Annotated in this window: 16 protein-coding genes; 9 read left to right on the plus strand and 7 right to left on the minus strand. The window is 58.3% G+C overall.

From position 1 onward, the window contains the following. Nucleotides 1-4: 4 nt before the first annotated feature. Nucleotides 5-868 carry a prephenate dehydratase gene (locus HQN82_RS12560; RefSeq protein ID WP_004439096.1) on the minus strand — a complete coding sequence of 288 codons (864 nt, stop codon included), beginning with the start codon at nucleotides 866-868 and terminating at the stop codon, nucleotides 5-7. Nucleotides 869-879: 11 nt separating this feature from the next. After that, complete coding sequence (locus HQN82_RS12565; protein ID WP_004439098.1) at nucleotides 880-1,635, minus strand: 3-deoxy-manno-octulosonate cytidylyltransferase; 756 nt, start codon at nucleotides 1,633-1,635, stop codon at nucleotides 880-882. Between the two features lie 149 nt (nucleotides 1,636-1,784). Here HQN82_RS12565 and HQN82_RS12570 point away from each other — a divergent pair, with 149 nt between their 5' ends. Beyond that, complete coding sequence (locus tag HQN82_RS12570; RefSeq protein WP_004439101.1) at nucleotides 1,785-2,360, plus strand: c-type cytochrome; 576 nt, start codon at nucleotides 1,785-1,787, stop codon at nucleotides 2,358-2,360. Nucleotides 2,361-2,439: 79 nt separating this feature from the next. Here the strand turns inward: HQN82_RS12570 and HQN82_RS12575 are convergent, their stop codons facing one another. From HQN82_RS12575 to HQN82_RS12585, 3 genes are all read right to left on the minus strand, one after another. Then, nucleotides 2,440-3,168 (minus strand): sugar transferase, encoded by a 729-nt coding sequence (locus tag HQN82_RS12575; protein ID WP_072493781.1) that lies wholly within the window; start codon nucleotides 3,166-3,168, stop codon nucleotides 2,440-2,442. Nucleotides 3,169-3,457: 289 nt separating this feature from the next. Continuing rightward, nucleotides 3,458-5,767 carry a transglycosylase domain-containing protein gene (locus HQN82_RS12580; protein ID WP_173614933.1) on the minus strand — a complete coding sequence of 770 codons (2,310 nt, stop codon included), beginning with the start codon at nucleotides 5,765-5,767 and terminating at the stop codon, nucleotides 3,458-3,460. Nucleotides 5,768-5,910: 143 nt separating this feature from the next. Next, a complete protein-coding gene (locus tag HQN82_RS12585) occupies nucleotides 5,911-6,369 on the minus strand; it encodes a YbaK/EbsC family protein (RefSeq protein ID WP_077986525.1) in 459 nt (152 codons plus the stop codon). Between the two features lie 470 nt (nucleotides 6,370-6,839). Between HQN82_RS12585 and HQN82_RS12590 the strand changes: the two genes are divergently transcribed. Continuing rightward, complete coding sequence (locus HQN82_RS12590; protein WP_003492998.1) at nucleotides 6,840-7,049, plus strand: cold-shock protein; 210 nt, start codon at nucleotides 6,840-6,842, stop codon at nucleotides 7,047-7,049. Between the two features lie 386 nt (nucleotides 7,050-7,435). On the opposite strand, the gene HQN82_RS12595 is transcribed toward HQN82_RS12590, so the two are convergent. Beyond that, nucleotides 7,436-8,827, minus strand: coding sequence for a dipeptidase (locus HQN82_RS12595; RefSeq protein ID WP_173614934.1), 1,392 nt, complete (start codon nucleotides 8,825-8,827; stop codon nucleotides 7,436-7,438). A 164-nt stretch (nucleotides 8,828-8,991) separates the two neighbouring features. Beyond that, on the minus strand, nucleotides 8,992-9,426 hold the full coding sequence (locus HQN82_RS12600) for a MarR family winged helix-turn-helix transcriptional regulator (RefSeq protein WP_022555354.1): 435 nt from the start codon (nucleotides 9,424-9,426) through the stop codon (nucleotides 8,992-8,994). Between the two features lie 415 nt (nucleotides 9,427-9,841). On the opposite strand from HQN82_RS12600, the gene polA reads away from it, so the two are divergent. The 7 genes from polA (at nucleotide 9,842) to HQN82_RS12635 (ending at nucleotide 19,085) form a co-directional block, all read left to right on the plus strand. Next, entirely contained in the window at nucleotides 9,842-12,838 is a 2,997-nt protein-coding gene (polA, locus tag HQN82_RS12605) for a DNA polymerase I (RefSeq protein ID WP_112766022.1), read from the plus strand. Nucleotides 12,839-12,913: 75 nt separating this feature from the next. Next, nucleotides 12,914-13,633: a DUF1868 domain-containing protein gene (locus HQN82_RS12610; RefSeq protein WP_112766023.1), complete on the plus strand. Its 720-nt coding sequence runs from the start codon at nucleotides 12,914-12,916 to the stop codon at nucleotides 13,631-13,633. 192 nt (nucleotides 13,634-13,825) lie between these two features. Further along, nucleotides 13,826-14,011, plus strand: a complete 186-nt coding sequence (gene rpmF, locus HQN82_RS12615) for a 50S ribosomal protein L32 (RefSeq protein ID WP_003507205.1) — start codon at nucleotides 13,826-13,828, stop codon at nucleotides 14,009-14,011. A gap of 184 nt (nucleotides 14,012-14,195) precedes the next feature. Beyond that, nucleotides 14,196-15,998: a sensor histidine kinase gene (locus tag HQN82_RS12620; protein WP_173615020.1), complete on the plus strand. Its 1,803-nt coding sequence runs from the start codon at nucleotides 14,196-14,198 to the stop codon at nucleotides 15,996-15,998. Continuing rightward, complete coding sequence (locus tag HQN82_RS12625) at nucleotides 15,995-17,341, plus strand: sigma-54-dependent transcriptional regulator (RefSeq protein ID WP_004439142.1); 1,347 nt, start codon at nucleotides 15,995-15,997, stop codon at nucleotides 17,339-17,341. Before HQN82_RS12620 ends, HQN82_RS12625 begins: the two co-directional genes overlap by 4 nt. A 198-nt stretch (nucleotides 17,342-17,539) precedes the next feature. Further along, a complete protein-coding gene (locus HQN82_RS12630; RefSeq protein WP_173614935.1) occupies nucleotides 17,540-18,523 on the plus strand; it encodes a tripartite tricarboxylate transporter substrate-binding protein in 984 nt (327 codons plus the stop codon). Nucleotides 18,524-18,623: 100 nt separating this feature from the next. Beyond that, nucleotides 18,624-19,085 (plus strand): tripartite tricarboxylate transporter TctB family protein, encoded by a 462-nt coding sequence (locus HQN82_RS12635; RefSeq protein ID WP_004439147.1) that lies wholly within the window; start codon nucleotides 18,624-18,626, stop codon nucleotides 19,083-19,085. The last annotated feature ends 6 nt before the right edge of the window (nucleotides 19,086-19,091 follow it).

Genomic DNA, 19,091 nt, shown 5'->3' on the forward strand with positions numbered 1-19,091 from the left:
AGGCTCAGCTCTGGTTGAGCTTGCCGCGCATCGCATGGCCCTTGTAGACGCCGAGAATGCGGACTTTTTCAGAGAAGAAGCGCAGCTCGTCCAGGGCATGCCGCACGGGTTCGTCATCGGGATGGCCTTCAATGTCGGCATAAAATTGCGTCGCCACGAATTTGCCGCCGAGCTGGTAGCTTTCGAGCTTCGTCATATTGATGCCGTTCGTCGCAAAGCCACCCATGGCCTTGTAGAGTGCCGCGGGAATGTTGCGGACGTTGAAAACGAAGGTCGTGACGACGATTTCTTCGCTCGACTGGCGCTTGGCCCAGTTTTCATCGCGGGAAAGCACTACGAAGCGCGTGACGTTGTTTTCCGAATCCTCGACATTCTCGGCGAGAATATCGAGACCGTAAAGGCTGGCGGCAAGACGCGGCGCAAGCGCCGCCATGCTGCGGTCGCCCGTTTCGGAAACGAGCCTTGCCGATCCTGCCGTATCGCCGGCGATGACGGGTTTCCAGCCGTTGGAACGAATGATCTTGCGGCACTGGCCAAGTGCGTGGATGTGGCTGTGGACGGTGCGGATTTCGTCCTTTTTCACGCCCGGCATCACCATCAGCTGAAAGCGGATCGGCATGAAATATTCGCCGATGATATGCAGGCGCGATTCCGGCAGCAGGTGATGAATATCCGCCACGCGGCCGGCCAGAGTGTTTTCGATCGGGATCATGCCGAGATCGGCTTCGCCGTTTTCAATGGCGTTGAACGCATCCTCGAATGTCGGACACGGCAATGGTTCCATGTTCGGAAACATGTCGCGGCAGGCCATGTCGGAGTTCGCGCCGAATTCGCCCTGAAAGGCAATGCGATTGGTGATCAAGCTCATGGGACTGTCCGTTAAAGGGTTCTGCTTGCAAGAATTTTGCGGGCTTTTTCGAGATCGTGCGGCGTATCGACACCGAGCGGTACGGAGCGGACGATCTCGGCATCAATGCGCATGCCCGCTTCGAGAGCACGCAGCTGCTCCAGCCGCTCGCGCTTTTCCAGCGGTGAGGGCGGTAGACTCACGAATGTCTCGAGCGCAGCACGGCGATACGTGTAAAGCCCGATATGATGATAAAGCGGCCCCTCGCCGTAAGGCGCGGTGGTGCGGGTGAAATAAAGCGCGCGCAGACGGGTTTCGGAAAGTGGGCTGCCCACAACTTTCACTACGTTCGGATTGGTTTTTTCTTCCTCGTCGGTGATTTCGACCGTCAGTGTCGCAATGTCGACGGCGGCGTTCTCCAGCGGGCGCAACGAGGCGCGTATAGTTTCCGCCTCGATGGTTGGAAGGTCGCCCTGAACATTGATGACATATTCCGCCTTGCCATAGGGGTCTGCCTTCTGCAGCGCTTCGAAAATGCGATCCGAACCGGATTGATGGTCGTCACGCGTCATCATCACGTCGAAACCGGCATTTTGAACCGCCGAAAATACCTGTTCGTCATCGACCGCGACGACGATTCGCTCCGCGCCGGCCTCACGTGCCCGCTGCGCAACCTGCACGATCATCGGCTTGCCACCAATGTCGGCAAGCGGCTTGCCGGGCAGGCGCGTGGAGGCCATCCGCGCCGGTATGAGGACGACAGCTTTCTCGAAATCCCGATTATTCATCCGACACCCTTCAAATCCCGCCCGAAAAGTGTCAAAACGTCACGGTGTGGGGAGCATTATTCAAGTTGCGCAGGCTGTGCAAAAGCCATAGCTTTCGAGCAATTTCAAGATGCCCGTTATATCGAGCGGATGCGAGGGAGCGCGTTTAGATGAATTCTTATGTTAATATGGGCGTTGGGGCGTTTCTGGGTACAGTATTCGTCCTGATGTCGGTGTCGATTGCGTCCGAGGGCATTTTCCATGCGCCCGCGCCCGAAAAGGAAGGTTACGCCATCGTCGCGGAAGAAAGCAGCGGCGGAACGGGCGGCGGAGAAGCGGCGGCTGCGGCCACCCCGATCGCACAGTTGCTCGCCAGCGCGGACGCCGCCAAGGGCGAAGCGGTCTTCAAGAAATGTACGAGCTGTCATACCGGAGAGAGTGGTGGTGCAAACAAGGTCGGCCCCAATCTCTTCGATGTCGTCAACCGGCCGATCGCCAGCCACGAAGGTTTCAGCTACTCCGCAGCGATGAAGGATTTCTCCAAGGGTGGAGCCGAGCACTGGGATTACGATCATCTCAACTATTTTCTCGAAGCCCCGAAAAAGCACGTTCCAGGCACGGCCATGGGCTTTGCGGGTGTGAAGAAAGAAACGGAAAGAGCAGATCTTATTGCCTATCTCCGCACGCTGTCTGCGAACCCGGCGCCGCTGCCGGATCCGGCTGCAGCTCCCGCGCCGACAAATTGAAGGTGACGACAGTTCATGAGAAAAGCCCGGCAGAGATGCCGGGCTTTTCTTTTCGCAATCTTGCCTTGCCTCTTGAAGATCAGAAGCCCTTGCCGCCCCGCAACTCGGAAATCACCGTTCCGACCATGATCCTGACATCCAGCCAGACCGAAAAATTTTCGACATAATAAAGATCGGAAACGATGCGTGCCCTTGCCTTGTCGCTGCGATCCGTTGGCCCGCGCAGGCCCCGCATCTGGGCAAGTCCCGTGATGCCTGGCCGCATCCGGTGCCGCAGGTGATAGTGCGGAACCAGCTCCTCGTAGAGACGGCCGGCCGCCAGCATGCCGATGGCATGGCAGCGCGGTCCGACCAGCGACATGTCACCCTTGAGCACATTGATGAGCTGTGGCAGCTCATCAATATTCGTGCGCCGGAGAATGGCGCCGATGCGGGTTATTCTCGGGTCATCCTTCACTGTTTGCGCCACGCCGGTAGCGTCGCACATGTCTGTTCTCATTGAGCGAAATTTATAGACGCGAATCTTCCGTCCATTCATGCCCCAGCGGACCTGCGAGAACAGGACCGGCCCGCGGCTGTCGAGTTTGACGAGCGCTGCCACCGTCAGCAGGACGGGAGCCAGTGCGACGAGGGCGATGGACGCCCCCGCAATGTCCATCGTTCTTTTGAGCGCGAACTGGCCGCGTTGTAGTGGAGATACCCGTTTCTCAAAAATGCAGGGCTGCGTTTCCGGTGTCTCGAAAGTGATGGCCGAGGAATAGGGATCGCCGAAAAAAACGGCATGGGATGAGCCTTTAGTACCCAACATAATATAGGATCCTGAAAAACTTATTTTGATAGAAGAAATTTAATTTATATGAACGATTAATAATTCATTTACCCTAAAAAGTCATCCGAAATGTAGCCGTGTCTGGGCAAATATCAATCTAAAGTTAACGTATGCACGCAGGTGTTGCACTTCAGGTGCCGATTCGCCGCCCTGGATGGGGCGGCGGCCGGTTCGGCCACCGAAAAGCGTGAAACGAAAGGGATGAAGGACGTGGACCTCGGTCGCTTCGTCCTTCGTTACCGGGACTTGGCGACGATTTAAAAACCTGTCAGCGACCCATCAGAATGTCGAGCAGGGTGGTTTGTTTCGGTCCCGACACGTCAGGCGCTTCACCGCCAATATCGGCCGGCGGCACAGGGCCGTTGCCGGTGGAATAACGGGGTTCGATATCCCGCGAAGGAATATTAGCCGGCGGCGTCAGCCCTCCCGGCTGCCCATCTGGCTGATTCGGTGTGGGTGATGCCGGCGCCGCGGGATAGGCGCGGTTATCAGTCGTTCCGCCGCCCAGCGCGTTGGAAATGATGTCGCCAATGGAGGAGGGCGCATTCTCCGGCGCCGGTTGCTGCATATCCATGAGCGGCGGCACGCCGCCTGCACCAAGACCGAAGAGGGGCGAAGGCGAAAGACCGGAATGAGCCGCCGTCATGAACTCTTTCCACGCCCTTGCAGGAAGGCCGCCGCCCGTGACCTTTTTCATGGAGGTGCCGTCGTCGTTTCCGAACCAGACGCCGGTCGTCAGATTGCTCGTATAGCCAACAAAGAGCGCATCGCGGAAAGACTGCGTGGTGCCGGATTTCCCCGCTGCCTGCCAGCCCTGCAGGCGCGCGGCCTTGCCGGTACCTTCGGTGATGACGCGCGACAGCATGCCGTTCATCGTGGCGGCAATTTCTTCGCTCAGCACCCGTGGCGGATTGTCATATTTGTTTTCATAAAGCACCTTGCCATCGGCATCGGTGATACGCTTCACGATGTGCGGCGTGGCTTTATAGCCGCCATTCATGAAGGGGGCATAAGAAGCTGTCAGTTCCATCAGCGACACTTCCGAAGTGCCGAGCGCGATGGAGGCATTATTCTGCAGCTCCGATTCGATCCCCATGCGATGCGCCACCTGTGTCACCCGCTCGGGACCGACCTCCATCACCAGCTGGGCGGCGATGGTGTTCAGGGAGTTGGCCAGCGCCGTGGCCAGTGTCACTTCGCCGCGAAATTTCTTCTCATAATTTTCCGGGGTCCAGTTGCCGATACGAACAGGCCCATCATTACGAATGGTATAGGGCGTAAGCCCGGATTCGAGAGCGGCGACGTAGACGAAGGGCTTGAATGCCGAGCCGGGTTGCCGTTTTGCCTTGGCAGCGCGGTTAAACTGGCTTTCGGCATAATCCGCACCGCCCACCACGGCCCTGATCGCGCCCGTACCATCGATGGAAACCAGTGCCGCCTGGGAGGCGCCCTGTTTTTTGCCGTCGCCCTGCAGCACGTGGGTCAGCGCCTTTTCGGCATCGCGCTCGAGATCGGGATCGATTGTCGTATCGACGACGATATCCTGCTTGACCTCGCCAACCAGGCCGCGCACCTCTTCCAGCACCATGTCGGCGGCGTAATGTTCGGCACCCGACCAGAAGCGTTTCGCTTTGGTCGGCGGCTGCGACATGGCGGTCTTGATCTCATCATCGGTAATGAAACCGACGTCGCGCATGGATTGCAGCACGACCTGCGCCCGTTCTTCCGCTGCCTGTGGGTCCCGTGCCGGCGAAAGGCGCGAGGGCGCTTTGAGAAGCCCGGCGAGCATTGCCGCTTCGCCCAGATTGACGTCGCGGGCGGATTTGTTGAAGTAGCGCCGCGAGGCCGCCTCGACGCCATAGGCGTTGGATCCGAAATAGACGCGATTGAGGTACATCGCCAGGATCTGATCCTTGGTGAACTTGTGCTCCAGCCAGAAGGACAGCAGCACTTCCTGAACCTTGCGTTCCAGGGTCCTGTCCGGCGAGAGGAAAAGGTTTTTCGCCAGCTGTTGCGTCAGTGTCGAGCCGCCCTGCACGGTTCGCCCCGTCAGCACATTCGTGACGATGGCACGTCCGAGACCAAGCGGATCGACCCCGAAATGGGAATAAAACCGCCGGTCCTCAATCGCCATCACAGCCTGTGGAATATAGGGCGACATGTCTTCCAGCGCGAGCGCCTCGCCGCCGGTCGTGCCGCGGTTTGCAAGCACGCTGCCATTCACGGAAACGATCTTCACATTCGGCGGACGTTCTGGAATGGACCAGCTGCTGGCACTCGGCATGCGCGCGCCATAATAAAGCACAAGTCCGGCAATCCCGATACCGCCCCAAATGCCCAGCACGATGCACCAATAGACGAGGGACCGGATGAAACCCGTCGCCCCCCGACCTGTGCCGCGGGCGCGCTTTTCGTTTTTCGTCTTGGGTCGGCGTGAAGCCTGTTTCGGTTTCTTCGGCGACTGTTTTGCAGTGCCGCTGATGCGCTCGCTGGCGTCAAGACGCAGATCGTCACCGGACTCGTGGAAATCCCCGAAAGAGGGTTCTACCCGTTCGCGTGATTTACCCTTGCCTGCCATCCAGCCGAAATCGCTCCTTTTGCGGGACCGCCTGTGCCTTGTCGGCCTCAAGCGTCTATGCCTGCGCGATCCTTAATCCAGGATGAAGAGTTTAAATGCGGCAATTTAAGGCGGGGTTAAGCCCAGGCCGGATCAAATCGGCGTCATTGGCAGACGTCGACCCATTCAGCTTTAGTCAGTTCGGCCATCACATGAGGAGAAATCCGCACCGCTGCATTGGTAGCGCCGGCTGCCGGAACCACTTCAAGATAATCTCTCAGCGATATGTCGCAAAACACCGGCAAAGGCGACGGCAAGCCGAAGGGGCATACTCCGCCGACGGGATGGCTGGTCACCGCAACCACCTCGTCCGCCCCCAGCATGCGCGGTTTCGTTCCAAAATGATCGCGGAATTTCCTGTTGTCGAGGCGTTTCGTACCCGCGGTGACAACGAGCAGAATTGCATCGCCCGCCTTGAGGCAGATCGTTTTGGCGATCTGGTCTGGCTCGACGCCATGTGCTTTAGCAGCGAGCGCAACGGTTGCCGAACTGGCTTCCGTTTCAATGATCGTCACCTCGGGTGATTTTTCGGCAAAAAATGCTCTGACGGATTGAATAGACATGCGTATTTGTTAGGCGGTTAGAAATGGTTGTTCAAGATGTCACGCTTCAGCTATGCAATAATCGCAATGCTGCGCTGCGATAGAATGTCTGTTTTTTGAGCGGCGATGTTGTATGTTCAAAACATCGAAGCGACGCACTCCTCCTCCCAGCGTCGCCCGATTGGACTGACAATACTCCTCCTCCCAATTGTCAGTCAGTTTCAAGAACCCGGCGCACCTCCTCCCGCGCCGGGTTTTTGCTATTTGGCGCTTCCTTTTTCGAGCCCTGGCGGACCCCTGATGCGATAGTTTCGTTCAAAGAAACTTGACTTTCAGCCCCTTCCAACCTAGGTACTTCGCCATCGATATTTGTTTGACGACCAGAGCTTCGGCGTCTTTCCAGACGCTCACGACGATCTTTTCCTTCAAATTCGACCCCAAGACCGCGCTGCTCGCAGCGCAAATACAATTGCCAACGGAAGGAAATCGTTATGGCGACTGGTACAGTAAAGTGGTTCAACGCAACCAAGGGCTACGGCTTCATTCAGCCGGACGACGGTTCGCAGGACGTATTCGTTCACATCTCGGCTGTTGAGCGCGCAGGTCTGACCGCCCTCAACGACGGCCAGAAGCTTTCTTACGAGCTGATGCAGGACCGCCGCTCTGGCAAGATGTCCGCAGGCAACCTCGTCGCTGCCTGATACGCAACAGGCCCGAAAGGGTTTCTTGCATGAACTGAAAGGCCGGATTTTTCCGGCCTTTTTCTTTGGAAGGAAGTCCGGCGGGCGGGGTCTTGAAAACGGCGGTACGTATACCGATATAGGGTTCAACAGTGTTTCAGATGAAAACTGTCAGGGGCGTCTTAAGATGCCGCTGTTGTTGCGTTAACCAAAGATTAACCAAAACAGATGATCCTGATTGTGAAAGCAGCGTCGGAAATCGACGCGCTCTGAAACATCAGACCGTTGAACCGCTTTGACCACGGATGTACTGGCATTGACGGAAAACGGATGGAAAGGTCGGGCTTGCCCGGCCTTTTTGTTTTTGGAGTGAGCGGAGGCGCCCGACCAGTGGCGCCTCCTCTTTTTTATTTCGCGACCAGTGCGTCGAGAATGCGGATCCAGGAGCGAATGCCCTTGTGGAAGGACTGCAGGTCGTATTTTTCATTCGGCGAATGAATGCGATCGTCCGTCAAGCCGAAACCGACGAGCAGCGAATCCATGCCGAGCATCTTCTGGAAATCGCCCACGATCGGGATAGAGCCGCCCATGCCGATCACGACGGCCGGTTTGGGCCACTCTTCCGAAAGGGCGTTCTTCGCCTTGGTCAGGACGGGTGAATCGTATGAAAGCTGGATCGCCGGCGATGCGCCATGCTCGTGGAATTCCACGGAGCAATCAGCCGGAATTTTCGAGCGTACATAGGCCCGGAAGTTTTCGCGAATGGCGGCGGGGTTCTGTTCGCCGACAAGGCGGAACGACACCTTGGCGGAAGCTTTTGCTGCAATAACGGTCTTGAAGCCATCACCGGTGTACCCGCCTATGATGCCGTTGACCTCCGCTGTCGGCCGCGCCCAGGTCTGTTCCAGCACGGAGCGGCCCTTTTCACCCGAGGGAACCGAAAGGCCCACTTCACCGAGGAAGGTTTCTGCGGTGCGGCCTAGCGTTTCCCAGGCAGCCTTGATATTGGCGGGCGTTTCTTCCACGCCGTCATAGAAGCCGTCGAGCGTCACGCGGCCGGTCTCGTCATGCAGGCCAGAGAGAATGTCGGTCAGGATGTGGATGGGATTTGCGGCGGCGCCACCGAAAAGACCCGAATGCAGATCGCGATCGGCGGCGGTGATGACGATTTCTTCGCCGACCAGACCACGCAGCGCCGCGGCAATGGCGGGCGTATCCCGGTCCCACATGCCGGTATCGCAGACCAGGGCATAATCCGCCTTCAGCTCTTCCGCATTCGCTTCGAGGAACGGCTTCAGCGAGGGCGAACCGGATTCTTCTTCACCTTCAAAAAGAATGGTGACGCGCACCGGCAGGCCGCCATTCACGGCCTTGTAGGCGCGGCAGGCCTCCACGAAGGTCATCAGCTGGCCCTTGTCATCCGCCGTACCGCGTCCTGTAATCACCTGACGGCCTGCGCCGATATCCTTGACGGCGGGTTCGAAAGGATCGTTTTCCCAGAGATCGAGCGGATCGACCGGCTGTACATCATAATGGCCGTAGAAAAGCACATGTGGGGCGTCTTCATTGGCCGCATCGTGATGCGCCACCACCATGGGGTGACCGGCTGTATCGCGAACGGAGGCGGTAAAGCCAAGCGCTGAAAGCGTTCTCACGAGCCATTCCGCCGCCTTGCGGCACTCGGCCTTGTAAGCGGGGTCCGTGGAAATCGACGGAATGCGAACGAGTTCGAACAGTCGCTCGAGGCTGGAGGTGAGATTGTCATCGGCAGTGGAAAGAATGGGGGAAACGTCTGTCATCGCTGATCCTGTCATGTCTGTCGTGACCCGGCGATAAGACGAAACATCCGGGCATCGCGCATCGCGGGAAACAAGGGCCGGCGTGTCGTGAATCGGCAAACGCGCGGCCGCGGGAACGATAGAGCAGTTCAGGAAAACTGCGAAGCGGTTTCGAGTTGGAAGCGCTATTTTGCTTTTTTTGCGCTCTCGATGGCGCGGCGCATATATTCCAGCAGAAGCTGGCGTTCAAAACGCCGGAAATCCGCAAGCAACATGTCTTCGGTGGCCTCAGAAGCGGCAATGGCATTCGCTTCCAGGTCCCTGCCGCGCTGCGTCAATTCGATGATCTGGGCGCGGCGGTCACCGGGATGCGTCTTTCGCACGATCAGCCCGTCGCGCTCCATGCGTGAGAGCGTGTTAGCAAGCGTTGCCTGTTCGACATCGATTCTGTCGAGCAACTGCCTTTGCGTCAGCCCTTCTTCATGCCAGAGCTCGATGAGAATGGGGAATTGGCCGGGAGAGAAGCCCAATGCGGCGGCTCTCTTCTGCAGCGCCATAGTGAACTCCCGCGCCATTTTGGCGGCGAGATAGATGGCCGATTCATCCCGGGAAAATCCCATTCCTCCGTCCCTCAGACAGTTTGGCCAGACGGCGCCGGCAATTCAATAGTGCGATATATATCGCACGATATGTTTTTGCCAGCTGGTAACAGGCGCAAAATAAAACCGCCATGGCCTGGAGGGGACGGCCATGGCGGTCATATTGGAGGACAAAGGCCCGGAGAGGGGGAAAGGCCTTTGTCCGGTCTGACGCGGCGGGGGACGAGCCAGCTATCAGACTACGGCGTGATCAGGCGCCGTCCTCTAAGAAATGTGTCTGCAAATGCGGCTTTTCAAGGGAAAGATGGATTACAAATCGGTAACGTTCGGGTGAAATGCGACGCGCTTTTTTCACCACCTCGGTTCCGGCTCTTTACCGTATGTTCCGCGAAGTTTCGGTAGACGTTAAAACGCCCCCGCGCTATCCATGCTACCCATGAAAAAAGGCGATCATCTCTTCCTCGTTGACGGGTCCGGTTTCATTTTCCGGGCCTTCCATGCCATCCCGCCGCTGAACCGCAAGTCGGACGGGCTGCCGGTCAACGCCGTTTCCGGCTTCTGCAACATGTTGTGGAAGCTCCTGAAGGATGCGCGCAACACCGATGTCGGCGTGACGCCCACGCATTTTGCGGTAATTTTCGATTATTCGTCAAAGACATTCCGCAATGAGCTTTATGATCTCTATAAAGCCAATCGCACGGCGCCGCCGGAAGATCTGGTGCCGCAATTCGGGCTGATACGGGAGGCGACGCGCGCCTTCAACCTTCCCTGCATCGAGACGGAAGGCTTCGAGGCGGACGATATCATCGCCACCTATGCCCGGCAGGCGGAGGCCATTGGGGCCGATGTCACCATCATCTCCTCCGACAAGGATCTGATGCAGCTCGTCACTGCCAATGTCCACATGTACGATGCGATGAAGGACAAGCAGATCGGCATCCCTGATGTCATAGAGAAATGGGGCGTGGGTCCCGAAAAGATGATCGACCTGCAGGCCATGACCGGCGATTCGACCGACAATGTTCCGGGCATCCCCGGCATCGGTCCAAAGACGGCCGCGCAATTGCTGGAAGAATACGGCGATCTCGATACGCTGCTCGCCCGGGCAGGTGAGATCAAGCAGCAGAAGCGTCGGGAAAATATCATCGCCAATGCGGAACTTGCTCGTATTTCCAGACAGCTCGTGGCCCTGAGGACCGACGTGCCGCTGGATCAGCCGCTTGAAGCACTGGTGCTGGAACCTCAGAACGGCCCGAAACTCATTGCCTTCCTGAAGGCGATGGAATTCACCACGCTGACGCGGCGGGTTGCCGAAGCGACAGAGACCGATGCTTCCGCCATTGAGGCCGCCAATGTGCCGGTTCAGTGGGGCGCTGACGCCCATGGTCCCGATCTCGATGCGCCGGCCGCTCCGGCTGCGGGTGAAGCGGCTGCTGGCGTAACGGGCACTGCGGTTTCGCCCGCTATTCCGGCGCGGAAAGGTGCAGGGGAGGGCAGCGCGCCGGCTGATCTTGCCACCGCCCGTCAGACGCTTTTTGCCGCCGCGAAGATCGACACGAGCGCCTACACGACGATCAGGGATCTTGCGACGCTGGACCTCTGGGTTGCGGCGGCGCGGGAAACGGGGGTCGTCGCCTTCGATACTGAAACGACCTCGCTTGATCCGATGCAGGCGGAGCTCGTCGGGTTTTCGCTGGCAATCGCCGATAATGGCAAGGATGCCTCGGGCAGCGATATACGCGCCGCCTACATTCCCTTGACGCACAAGACTGGCTCCGGCGGCGATCTATTCAGCGATGGTATCAGGCTCGCCGAAGGCCAGGTGCCCTTTGACGAAGCACTGGTCCGTCTCAAGGACTTGCTTGAAGACGAGGCCGTGCTGAAGGTCGCGCAAAATCTCAAATATGACTATCTGCTCATGAAACGCCATGGCGTCGTCATGCAGAGTTTCGACGATACGATGCTGATCTCCTATGTGCTTGAGGCTGGCAAAGCGACGCACGGCATGGATTCGCTGTCCGAACGTTGGCTCGGCCATACGCCGATCCCCTATAAGGACGTGGCGGGATCGGGCAAGTCGAGCGTTACCTTCGATTTTGTTAACATCGACAAGGCGACGGCATATGCAGCGGAGGACGCTGACGTCACCTTGCGGCTGTGGATGGCGCTGAAGCCGCGGCTTGTTTCAGAACGGCTGACCAAGGTTTACGAGCGGCTGGAACGTCCGCTGGTGCCTGTTCTGGCGCATATGGAGGAGCGTGGCATCACCGTCGACCGGCAAATACTCTCACGTCTTTCCGGCGAACTCGCCCAGAAGGCGGCAGCGTTTGAAGAGGAAATCTACGAGCTGGCCGGCGAGCGTTTCAACATCGGCTCGCCAAAGCAGCTCGGCGATATCCTGTTCGGCAAGATGGGCCTGCCGGGCGGCTCCAAGACCAAGACCGGCCAATGGTCGACCTCGGCACAGGTGCTGGAGGATTTGGCGGCTGAAGGTATTGAACTCCCCCGCAAGATCGTCGACTGGCGGCAGCTGACGAAGCTGAAATCCACCTATACGGATGCTCTGCCGGGATATATCCACCCGGAGACCAAACGTGTGCATACATCCTATGCGCTGGCCTCCACCACAACAGGCCGTCTGTCGTCCTCGGAACCGAACCTTCAGAACATCCCCGTCCGCACGGCGGAAGGGCGAAAAATCCGCACGGCTTTCATCTCCACGCCCGGCCACAAGCTTCTTTCCGCCGACTACAGCCAGATCGAACTGCGCGTGCTGGCCCATGTCGCCGATATTCCGCAGCTTCGCAACGCCTTCGAAAACGGCATCGACATTCATGCCATGACGGCTTCGGAAATGTTTGGTGTGCCTGTCGAAGGCATGCCCTCGGAAGTGCGCCGCCGCGCCAAGGCCATCAATTTCGGCATTATCTACGGTATTTCGGCTTTCGGTCTCGCCAACCAGCTCGGTATCGCCCGTTCTGAAGCCGGCGAATATATCAAGAAATATTTCGAGCGTTTTCCCGGCATCCGCGACTACATGGAGGCGACAAAGGCGTTCGCCCGTGAGAACGGTTATGTCGAAACGATTTTCGGCCGCCGCGCCCATTATCCGGAAATCCGCTCGTCCAACCCTTCCGTGAAGGCCTTCAACGAGCGCGCCGCCATTAACGCGCCGATCCAGGGCTCCGCGGCGGATATAATAAGGCGCGCCATGGTCCGTATCGAACCGGCGCTGGAGGCTGAAAACCTGTCCGCCCGCATGCTGTTGCAGGTGCATGACGAACTCATCTTCGAGGTCGATGAAGCGGAAATCGAGAAAACTCTGCCCGTCGTCGTCTCGGTCATGGAAAATGCGGCCATGCCGGCAATCTCCATGAAGGTGCCATTGCAGGTGGATGCCCGCGCGGCTGACAACTGGGACGAGGCGCATTGACCGGCTTTTGGCCGGTCCATGTCATGGCTGTGTCGCGTGCACGGATTAGAGGAAACGCTTCACGAGGAGTTTCCCATGCACGCCCCGCTCGTCTCGAAAGATCTCGGCTATATTTCTGCTGCCTGTCATGATCAGCCGCCGCGCCATCTCGGCAGCCGCTTTAATGAGAATGGTGAGTTTCTGCCTGAGCCGGGCAATACGGTCGTCTGCCATCTTGTCGGGGGCTCGCAGACCGAAAACGCGATCATTGCGACGCGTCAGCGCTTCCTGGATATGCCGGAGGCATCCCAGCTTGCTTTCACGTCGGCTTCCAGCCTGCACATGACGGTGTTTCAGGGCATCATCGAGTTTCGGCGTGCTCTGCCCTATTGGCCGCAGACAATGCCGCTTGATACACCGATCGACACGATGACGGACTATTATCGCGACCGCCTTTCGGCTTTTCCGGCGCTGCCGGGATTCAACATGCAGGTCACCGGTTTGCGGCCGGTAGGTCTGGTCCTGACGGGAGCCACCGCCGAGGATGATCGCATTGTGGCCCTGTGGCGGGATACATTCGCCGATTTCTTCGGCTATCGCCATCCTGATCATGACAGCTACGAGTTTCACATCACCCTGTCCTACATCATCAGCTGGTTCAAGCCTGAGTGCCTGCCGCGCTGGCAGGCGATGCTTGACGAGGAACTGGAAAAGCTGCGTGCCGCGGCGCCAGTTATGGAGATGCGTCCGCCGGCTTTCTGTGAATTCAGGGATATGAACCACTTCAAGGAGCTGGTTGTTTTCGATAGAAGGTGAAGCATGATTGGCATTGCCTGAGGGCAGTTTGCCGCATGGTTTTTGCCGAATCGGAAAAAATGCGCGTCAGGGCTGGTCAAAGCCCGTTTGGGCATGTATAAGCGCGCCAAATTTCCGATATCGAGACATCCGACATTCGGCCTTTGGTTCTGGCCGGTTCCGTTGTTTCGCCGCTTAAGTGGAGTAACAAAAATGGCTGTACCAAAAAGAAAAACAAGCCCGTCCAAGCGTGGCATGCGCCGCTCGGCTGACGGTCTCAAGTCTGCGACCTATGTTGAAGACAAGAACTCCGGCGAACTGCGCCGTCCGCACCATATCGATCTGAAGACCGGTATGTATCGCGGCCGTCAGGTTCTGACGCCGAAGGAAAGCGCATAAGCTTTTCCGACGTGACTTTGCAAAAACCGGCCCTCGTGGCCGGTTTTTTGTTTTTAGCGATCTCTCACGGTGTCCAGCGCTCACTTGGAAAATCTCGTCACTCCTCCTACACTCGCTTCGGGAGAGCGGGTTAGATTCCTGCCGCGTGAGGGGAGTTTCGGTGAAATATCGCTGGATTTTGTTGATGATGCTCGGTCTTGGCCTCGGTTACGGCGCCGTGACAAAAGGAAGCGGCGTCATTGCAGAAAGCTATTTCGGTGAAATGTCCGAGCAGGGGCGCACGACGCTCCGGCTTGCCGTCTCCGCCCTTGGCGGGCTGTTGAACCGTTACGAGCCGCTGCCTGCCTTGATTGCAGATCATGATGACATTGAGGAGCTGGTCGCACATCCCAAGGATGAAGCCCTGCGACAGCGCGCCAATGTTTACCTCAAATCCATCAACACCCTGCTGGAATCCTCCGATATCTACATCATTACTCTGGATGGCGAGACAATCGCGGCCAGCAACTATGATGGCCCGACAAGCTTCGTCGGTGAGAATTTCAGCTACCGTCCCTATTTTCAGGATGCGGCGAAGGGCCTGCAGTCGCGGTTCTTCGCGCTCGGCACGACCTCGCACAAGCGCGGATATTATTTCTCCGCGCCTATTCTCTTCAATGCGGAAATAAAGGGCGTCATCGTCTTCAAGGTCGACATCGAAGGCATAGAGGCCTCCTTCGGCGATGGCGAAAACCGTATTCTTGTGTCGGATCCCGAAGGCATCATTTTCATGACCGGCACGCCGCAATGGCTTTACTCCGGCCTGATGCCGCTGACGCCCGAAAGACTGGCGCGTACCGAGGCCTCACGCCGTTACGCCAATGCCACACTGAAGGAACTGCCGCTGAAACACGGCAGTTTCGGCTCTCATCAGCTGATGACGATTACCCAGAACGAGGGGGACAGGGAATATATGGTCCTGTCTCAGCCGATGGCGGATGCAGGATGGACCGTCAGCGTGCTGATGGATACCGGTTCATTGCGGACACAGGTGAAGACGGCAATGATCGCGATCATCCTGTGCCTGTGTCTGGCAGCCGCGCTGATCGCGGCGATGCTGCAGAGACGGCGACGGCTGCGTGAACGGCTGACCCATCAGGCAGAGGCCCAGGCGGAGCTGGAACGTCGGGTCGAGGAACGCACTGCCGATCTGGCGCGTGTGAACCAGGAGATCGAACACGAAATCGCCGAACGTCGCCAGACGGAAAAACAATTGCGCAAGATGCAGAATGATCTGGTGCAGGCGGGCAAGCTTGCGGCGCTCGGACAGATGTCGGCGGCCTTGTCGCATGAAATCAACCAGCCGCTTGCCGCAGCCAAGAATTATGCCGAAAACGCGTCGCTTCTTGTAGAGCGCGGGCGGCTGGACGAGGTCAGGGAAAACCTCAGGCGCATATCGGGGCTGATCGATCGCATGGCCTCGATCAGCAGGCACCTAAGGAATTTCGCCCGAAAGCCGAACGAAAAAATGACTGCGGTCAGCCTGGAAACCGTGCTTCGCGACACGCTTGAAATCGTCGGTGCCCGGTTGAAGGCCGCCAATGCGGTGCTGGATGTCAATCTCGGCCCGGTGCCACTTGCGGTGAAAGCTGGTCCGGTGCGGCTGCAGCAGGTGCTCGTCAACATCATTTCCAACGCGGCGGACGCCTTGGAGGGGCGCGAGGATCGGCGCATCGCGCTTGAGGCCGTACAGCACGGCCAGACGGTTTCCGTCTTCATCCGCGATCGGGGACCAGGCGTTCCGCCGGCAATTTCGGATCGCATCTTCGATCCGTTTTTCACCACCAAGGGTGTGGGGCGTGGCCTCGGCCTCGGGCTTTCCATCTCCTATAACATCATCAAGGATTTTGGCGGCCAGTTGCGGGTGAGAAATCATGAGGAAGGAGGCGCGGAATTCGAGATCGAATTGCCCGCCGCCGCCTGGCGCATGGAGGCGGCTGCGGAATGACCATGTCGCGGGTTTTGCTGATCGATGACGAAGAGGAACTGCGCTTCTCCACTGCCCAGGCGCTGGAGCTTTCCGGTTTTGCCGTTACCATGCTGGCGAGCGCCGAACACGCGCTCGAACTCATCGGCTACAGTTTTGATGGTGTCGTGGTCAGCGACATCCGCATGCCCGGCATGGACGGCATGACGCTGCTGCAGAAGGTGAGGGAGCTCGATGCGGAAATACCTGTGATTCTGATGACGGGTCACGGGGATGTTCAGCTGGCGGTCAACGCCATGCGCAATGGCGCCTATGATTTCATCGAGAAGCCGTTCACACCGCAATATCTCGCGGGCATCATCAAGCGGGCCAATGACCGGCGGGCGCTGGTGCTGGAAAATCGCCGTCTCAAGGCGGTGGCGGGCAAGCATGACGATCTCGAAACGCGCCTGCCGGGCAGAACCCAGGTGATGGTCGATCTGCGGTACCGCATTCGCGCCATCGGTGCGACGGATGCCGATACATTGATCGTCGGAGATACAGGCGCAGGCAAGGAGGTGGTTGCGCGGGCATTGCACGATATCAGCAGCAGAGCCAACCGGCCCTTTGTCGCGATCAACTGTGCGGCGCTTCCGCAGACATTGATTGAGAGCGAGTTGTTTGGTCACGAGGCCGGCGCCTTTCCGGGCGCGCTGCGCCCGCGTTATGGCAAGTTCGAACACGCGCGCGGCGGCACCATCCTGCTGGATGAAATCGGCTCTATGCCTTTCGAACTGCAGGGCCGATTGCTTCGCGTGCTGCAGGAAAGAGTGATTACCCGTCTCGGCTCGAATGAAACGGTCGAACTCGACGTGCGCTTCATTGCCACCAGCAAGGTAGATCTGGAACAGGAAGTTGCGGCTGGCCGTTTTCGCGCCGACCTTCTTTACCGCCTCAACGTCGCGACAATTCTCGTGCCATCGCTCTCGCAGCGCAGTGCGGATATTCCGCTGCTCTTCCTCCATCTGGTACGAGAAGCTGCCGCCCGCTACGGGCGGGAGGATATGGAGGTGCCGCAGCACCTGCTCTCCGCTGTTTCGCTCAGGGAATGGCCGGGCAACGTCCGGGAATTGCGCAACGCTGCGGACCGCTTCGCGCTGGGCCTGGAAACCGACGTGTCCGATGCGTCGCCGGCGTTTCAGGATGATGGCAGGTCGGCTCTTGCCCCGAGGGTCGCGGCATATGAAAAAAGCCTGATTGCGCAGGCCATCGCAGCCCATGGGGGAAATCTGAAATCCGTTTATGAGAACCTCGGCATCTCCCGCAAAACGCTTTACGAGAAGATGCAGAAATACGAGCTTCACCGGCATATGACCGAGATCTGATGGGTGGATTTCCACCCATCTTTAGGCCGTCATGGGTTGAAATCCACCCATTAACTTTGGTTACACGGATAAAACTGCGTTTCATCGCAACAGTGCCGTTGCTGAATGTCACTTCGGGATCGCAAATATCGTCACCCCGGCCGCCATGGAGGAGCATGCGCGGCTGAAGTGGCGATCATTTTCATCCGGGAGGAATCGATGAAAATACTGAAGACAGTTTCCGGCCTTGCTGCCGCCGCTGCCGTTTCCCTTTTCGCGCTGTCCGCATCCGCTCAGACCTATCCCGAGCGTAACATCACCATGGTCGTGCCTTTCTCGGCCGGTGGCCCGACGGACACGGTGGCGCGTCTTGTGGCTGAATCCATGTCGAAGGATCTCGGCCAGCAGATCATCGTGGAAAATGTCGGCGGCGCCGGCGGCACGCTTGGCGCCGGCCGCGTTGCCTCGGCAGATCCCGATGGTTACACCATCCTTCTCCACCACATCGGCATGGCGACTAGCGCCACGCTATATCGAAAGCTCGCTTACGACACGACCAGTGCTTTCGAATATGTTGGTCTGGTCACGGAAGTGCCGATGACCATCCTGTCGCGCAAGAACCTTGAGACCACGGACCTCAAGGGGCTGATCGATTACGCCAAGGCGAACAAGGACAAGGTCACCGTTGCCAATGCCGGCATCGGCGCGGCCTCTCATCTGTGCGGCATGCTGTTCATGAGCGCCATCGAGACGCCGCTCGTTACCGTTCCCTACAAGGGCACCGGTCCTGCCATGACCGACCTGCTCGGTGGCCAGGTGGACATCATGTGCGACCAGACCACCAACACCACCAAGCAGATCCAGGGCGGCACTGTGAAGGCTTATGCCGTAACCTCGCCGAAGCGGCTGGATGTGCTGAAGGACGTGCCGACAGTTGCCGAAGCTGGCTTGCCCAAACTCGAAGTCGGCATCTGGCACGGCATCTACACGCCGAAGGGCACGCCTGCGGAAATCAACCAGAAGCTCTCCAAGTCGCTGCAGATCGCGCTGAAGGACAAGAATGTCGCGGCGCGTTTTGCGGAGCTCGGCACTACGCCGTCGCCGGAAAGCGATGCGACACCGGCGGCGCTGAAGGCCAAGCTTGAGAGCGAAATCGCCCGCTGGAAGCCGGTGATTGAGGCTGCCGGCCAATATGCCGACTGATGAACGCGGAAAGACCGGCGGTTTCCTGCCGCCGGTCGACCGTGATCAACTTTAACAGGCGAACCGGCTGAATGTCGGCCGCCGTGGAGGGGCATCTTTCATGAAGTCGTTATTTAATGACCCTGCCGAAGCAGTCTGCGGGGCAATTTTTATGGGGCTTGGCGTCTTTTTTGCCTTGCAGTCCTATGGTCTGGAAATCGGAACCGCCTTCCGTATGGGGCCGGGCTACTTCCCGCTGGTACTCGCGATCATCCTGATCCTGCTTGGCGGCGTCATATTCCTGCGCGCAACCCGGCCGGCTGGCGAGGGCATCGGCGCAATCGCCTGGCGCGGCATATTTTTCATCCTGCCTGCACCGATTTTTTTCGGTTTCACTGTTCGGGGCCTGGGTTTTGTGCCGGCGCTGTTTTTCAGCGCGCTCATTGCGTCCTTCGCCTCACACAAGATGAGCCCGTTGATGGCGGTCGTTCTTTCCGCGGCTATCACTGTCTTTTCCGTCGCTGTTTTCAATTATGGTCTTGGCCTGCCTTTCCAGCGCTTCGGCCCCTGGCTCAACTTCTGAGGTATA

The organism is Agrobacterium pusense, from assembly GCF_013285525.1.
GTDB classification, from domain to species: Bacteria; Pseudomonadota; Alphaproteobacteria; order Rhizobiales; family Rhizobiaceae; genus Agrobacterium; species Agrobacterium pusense.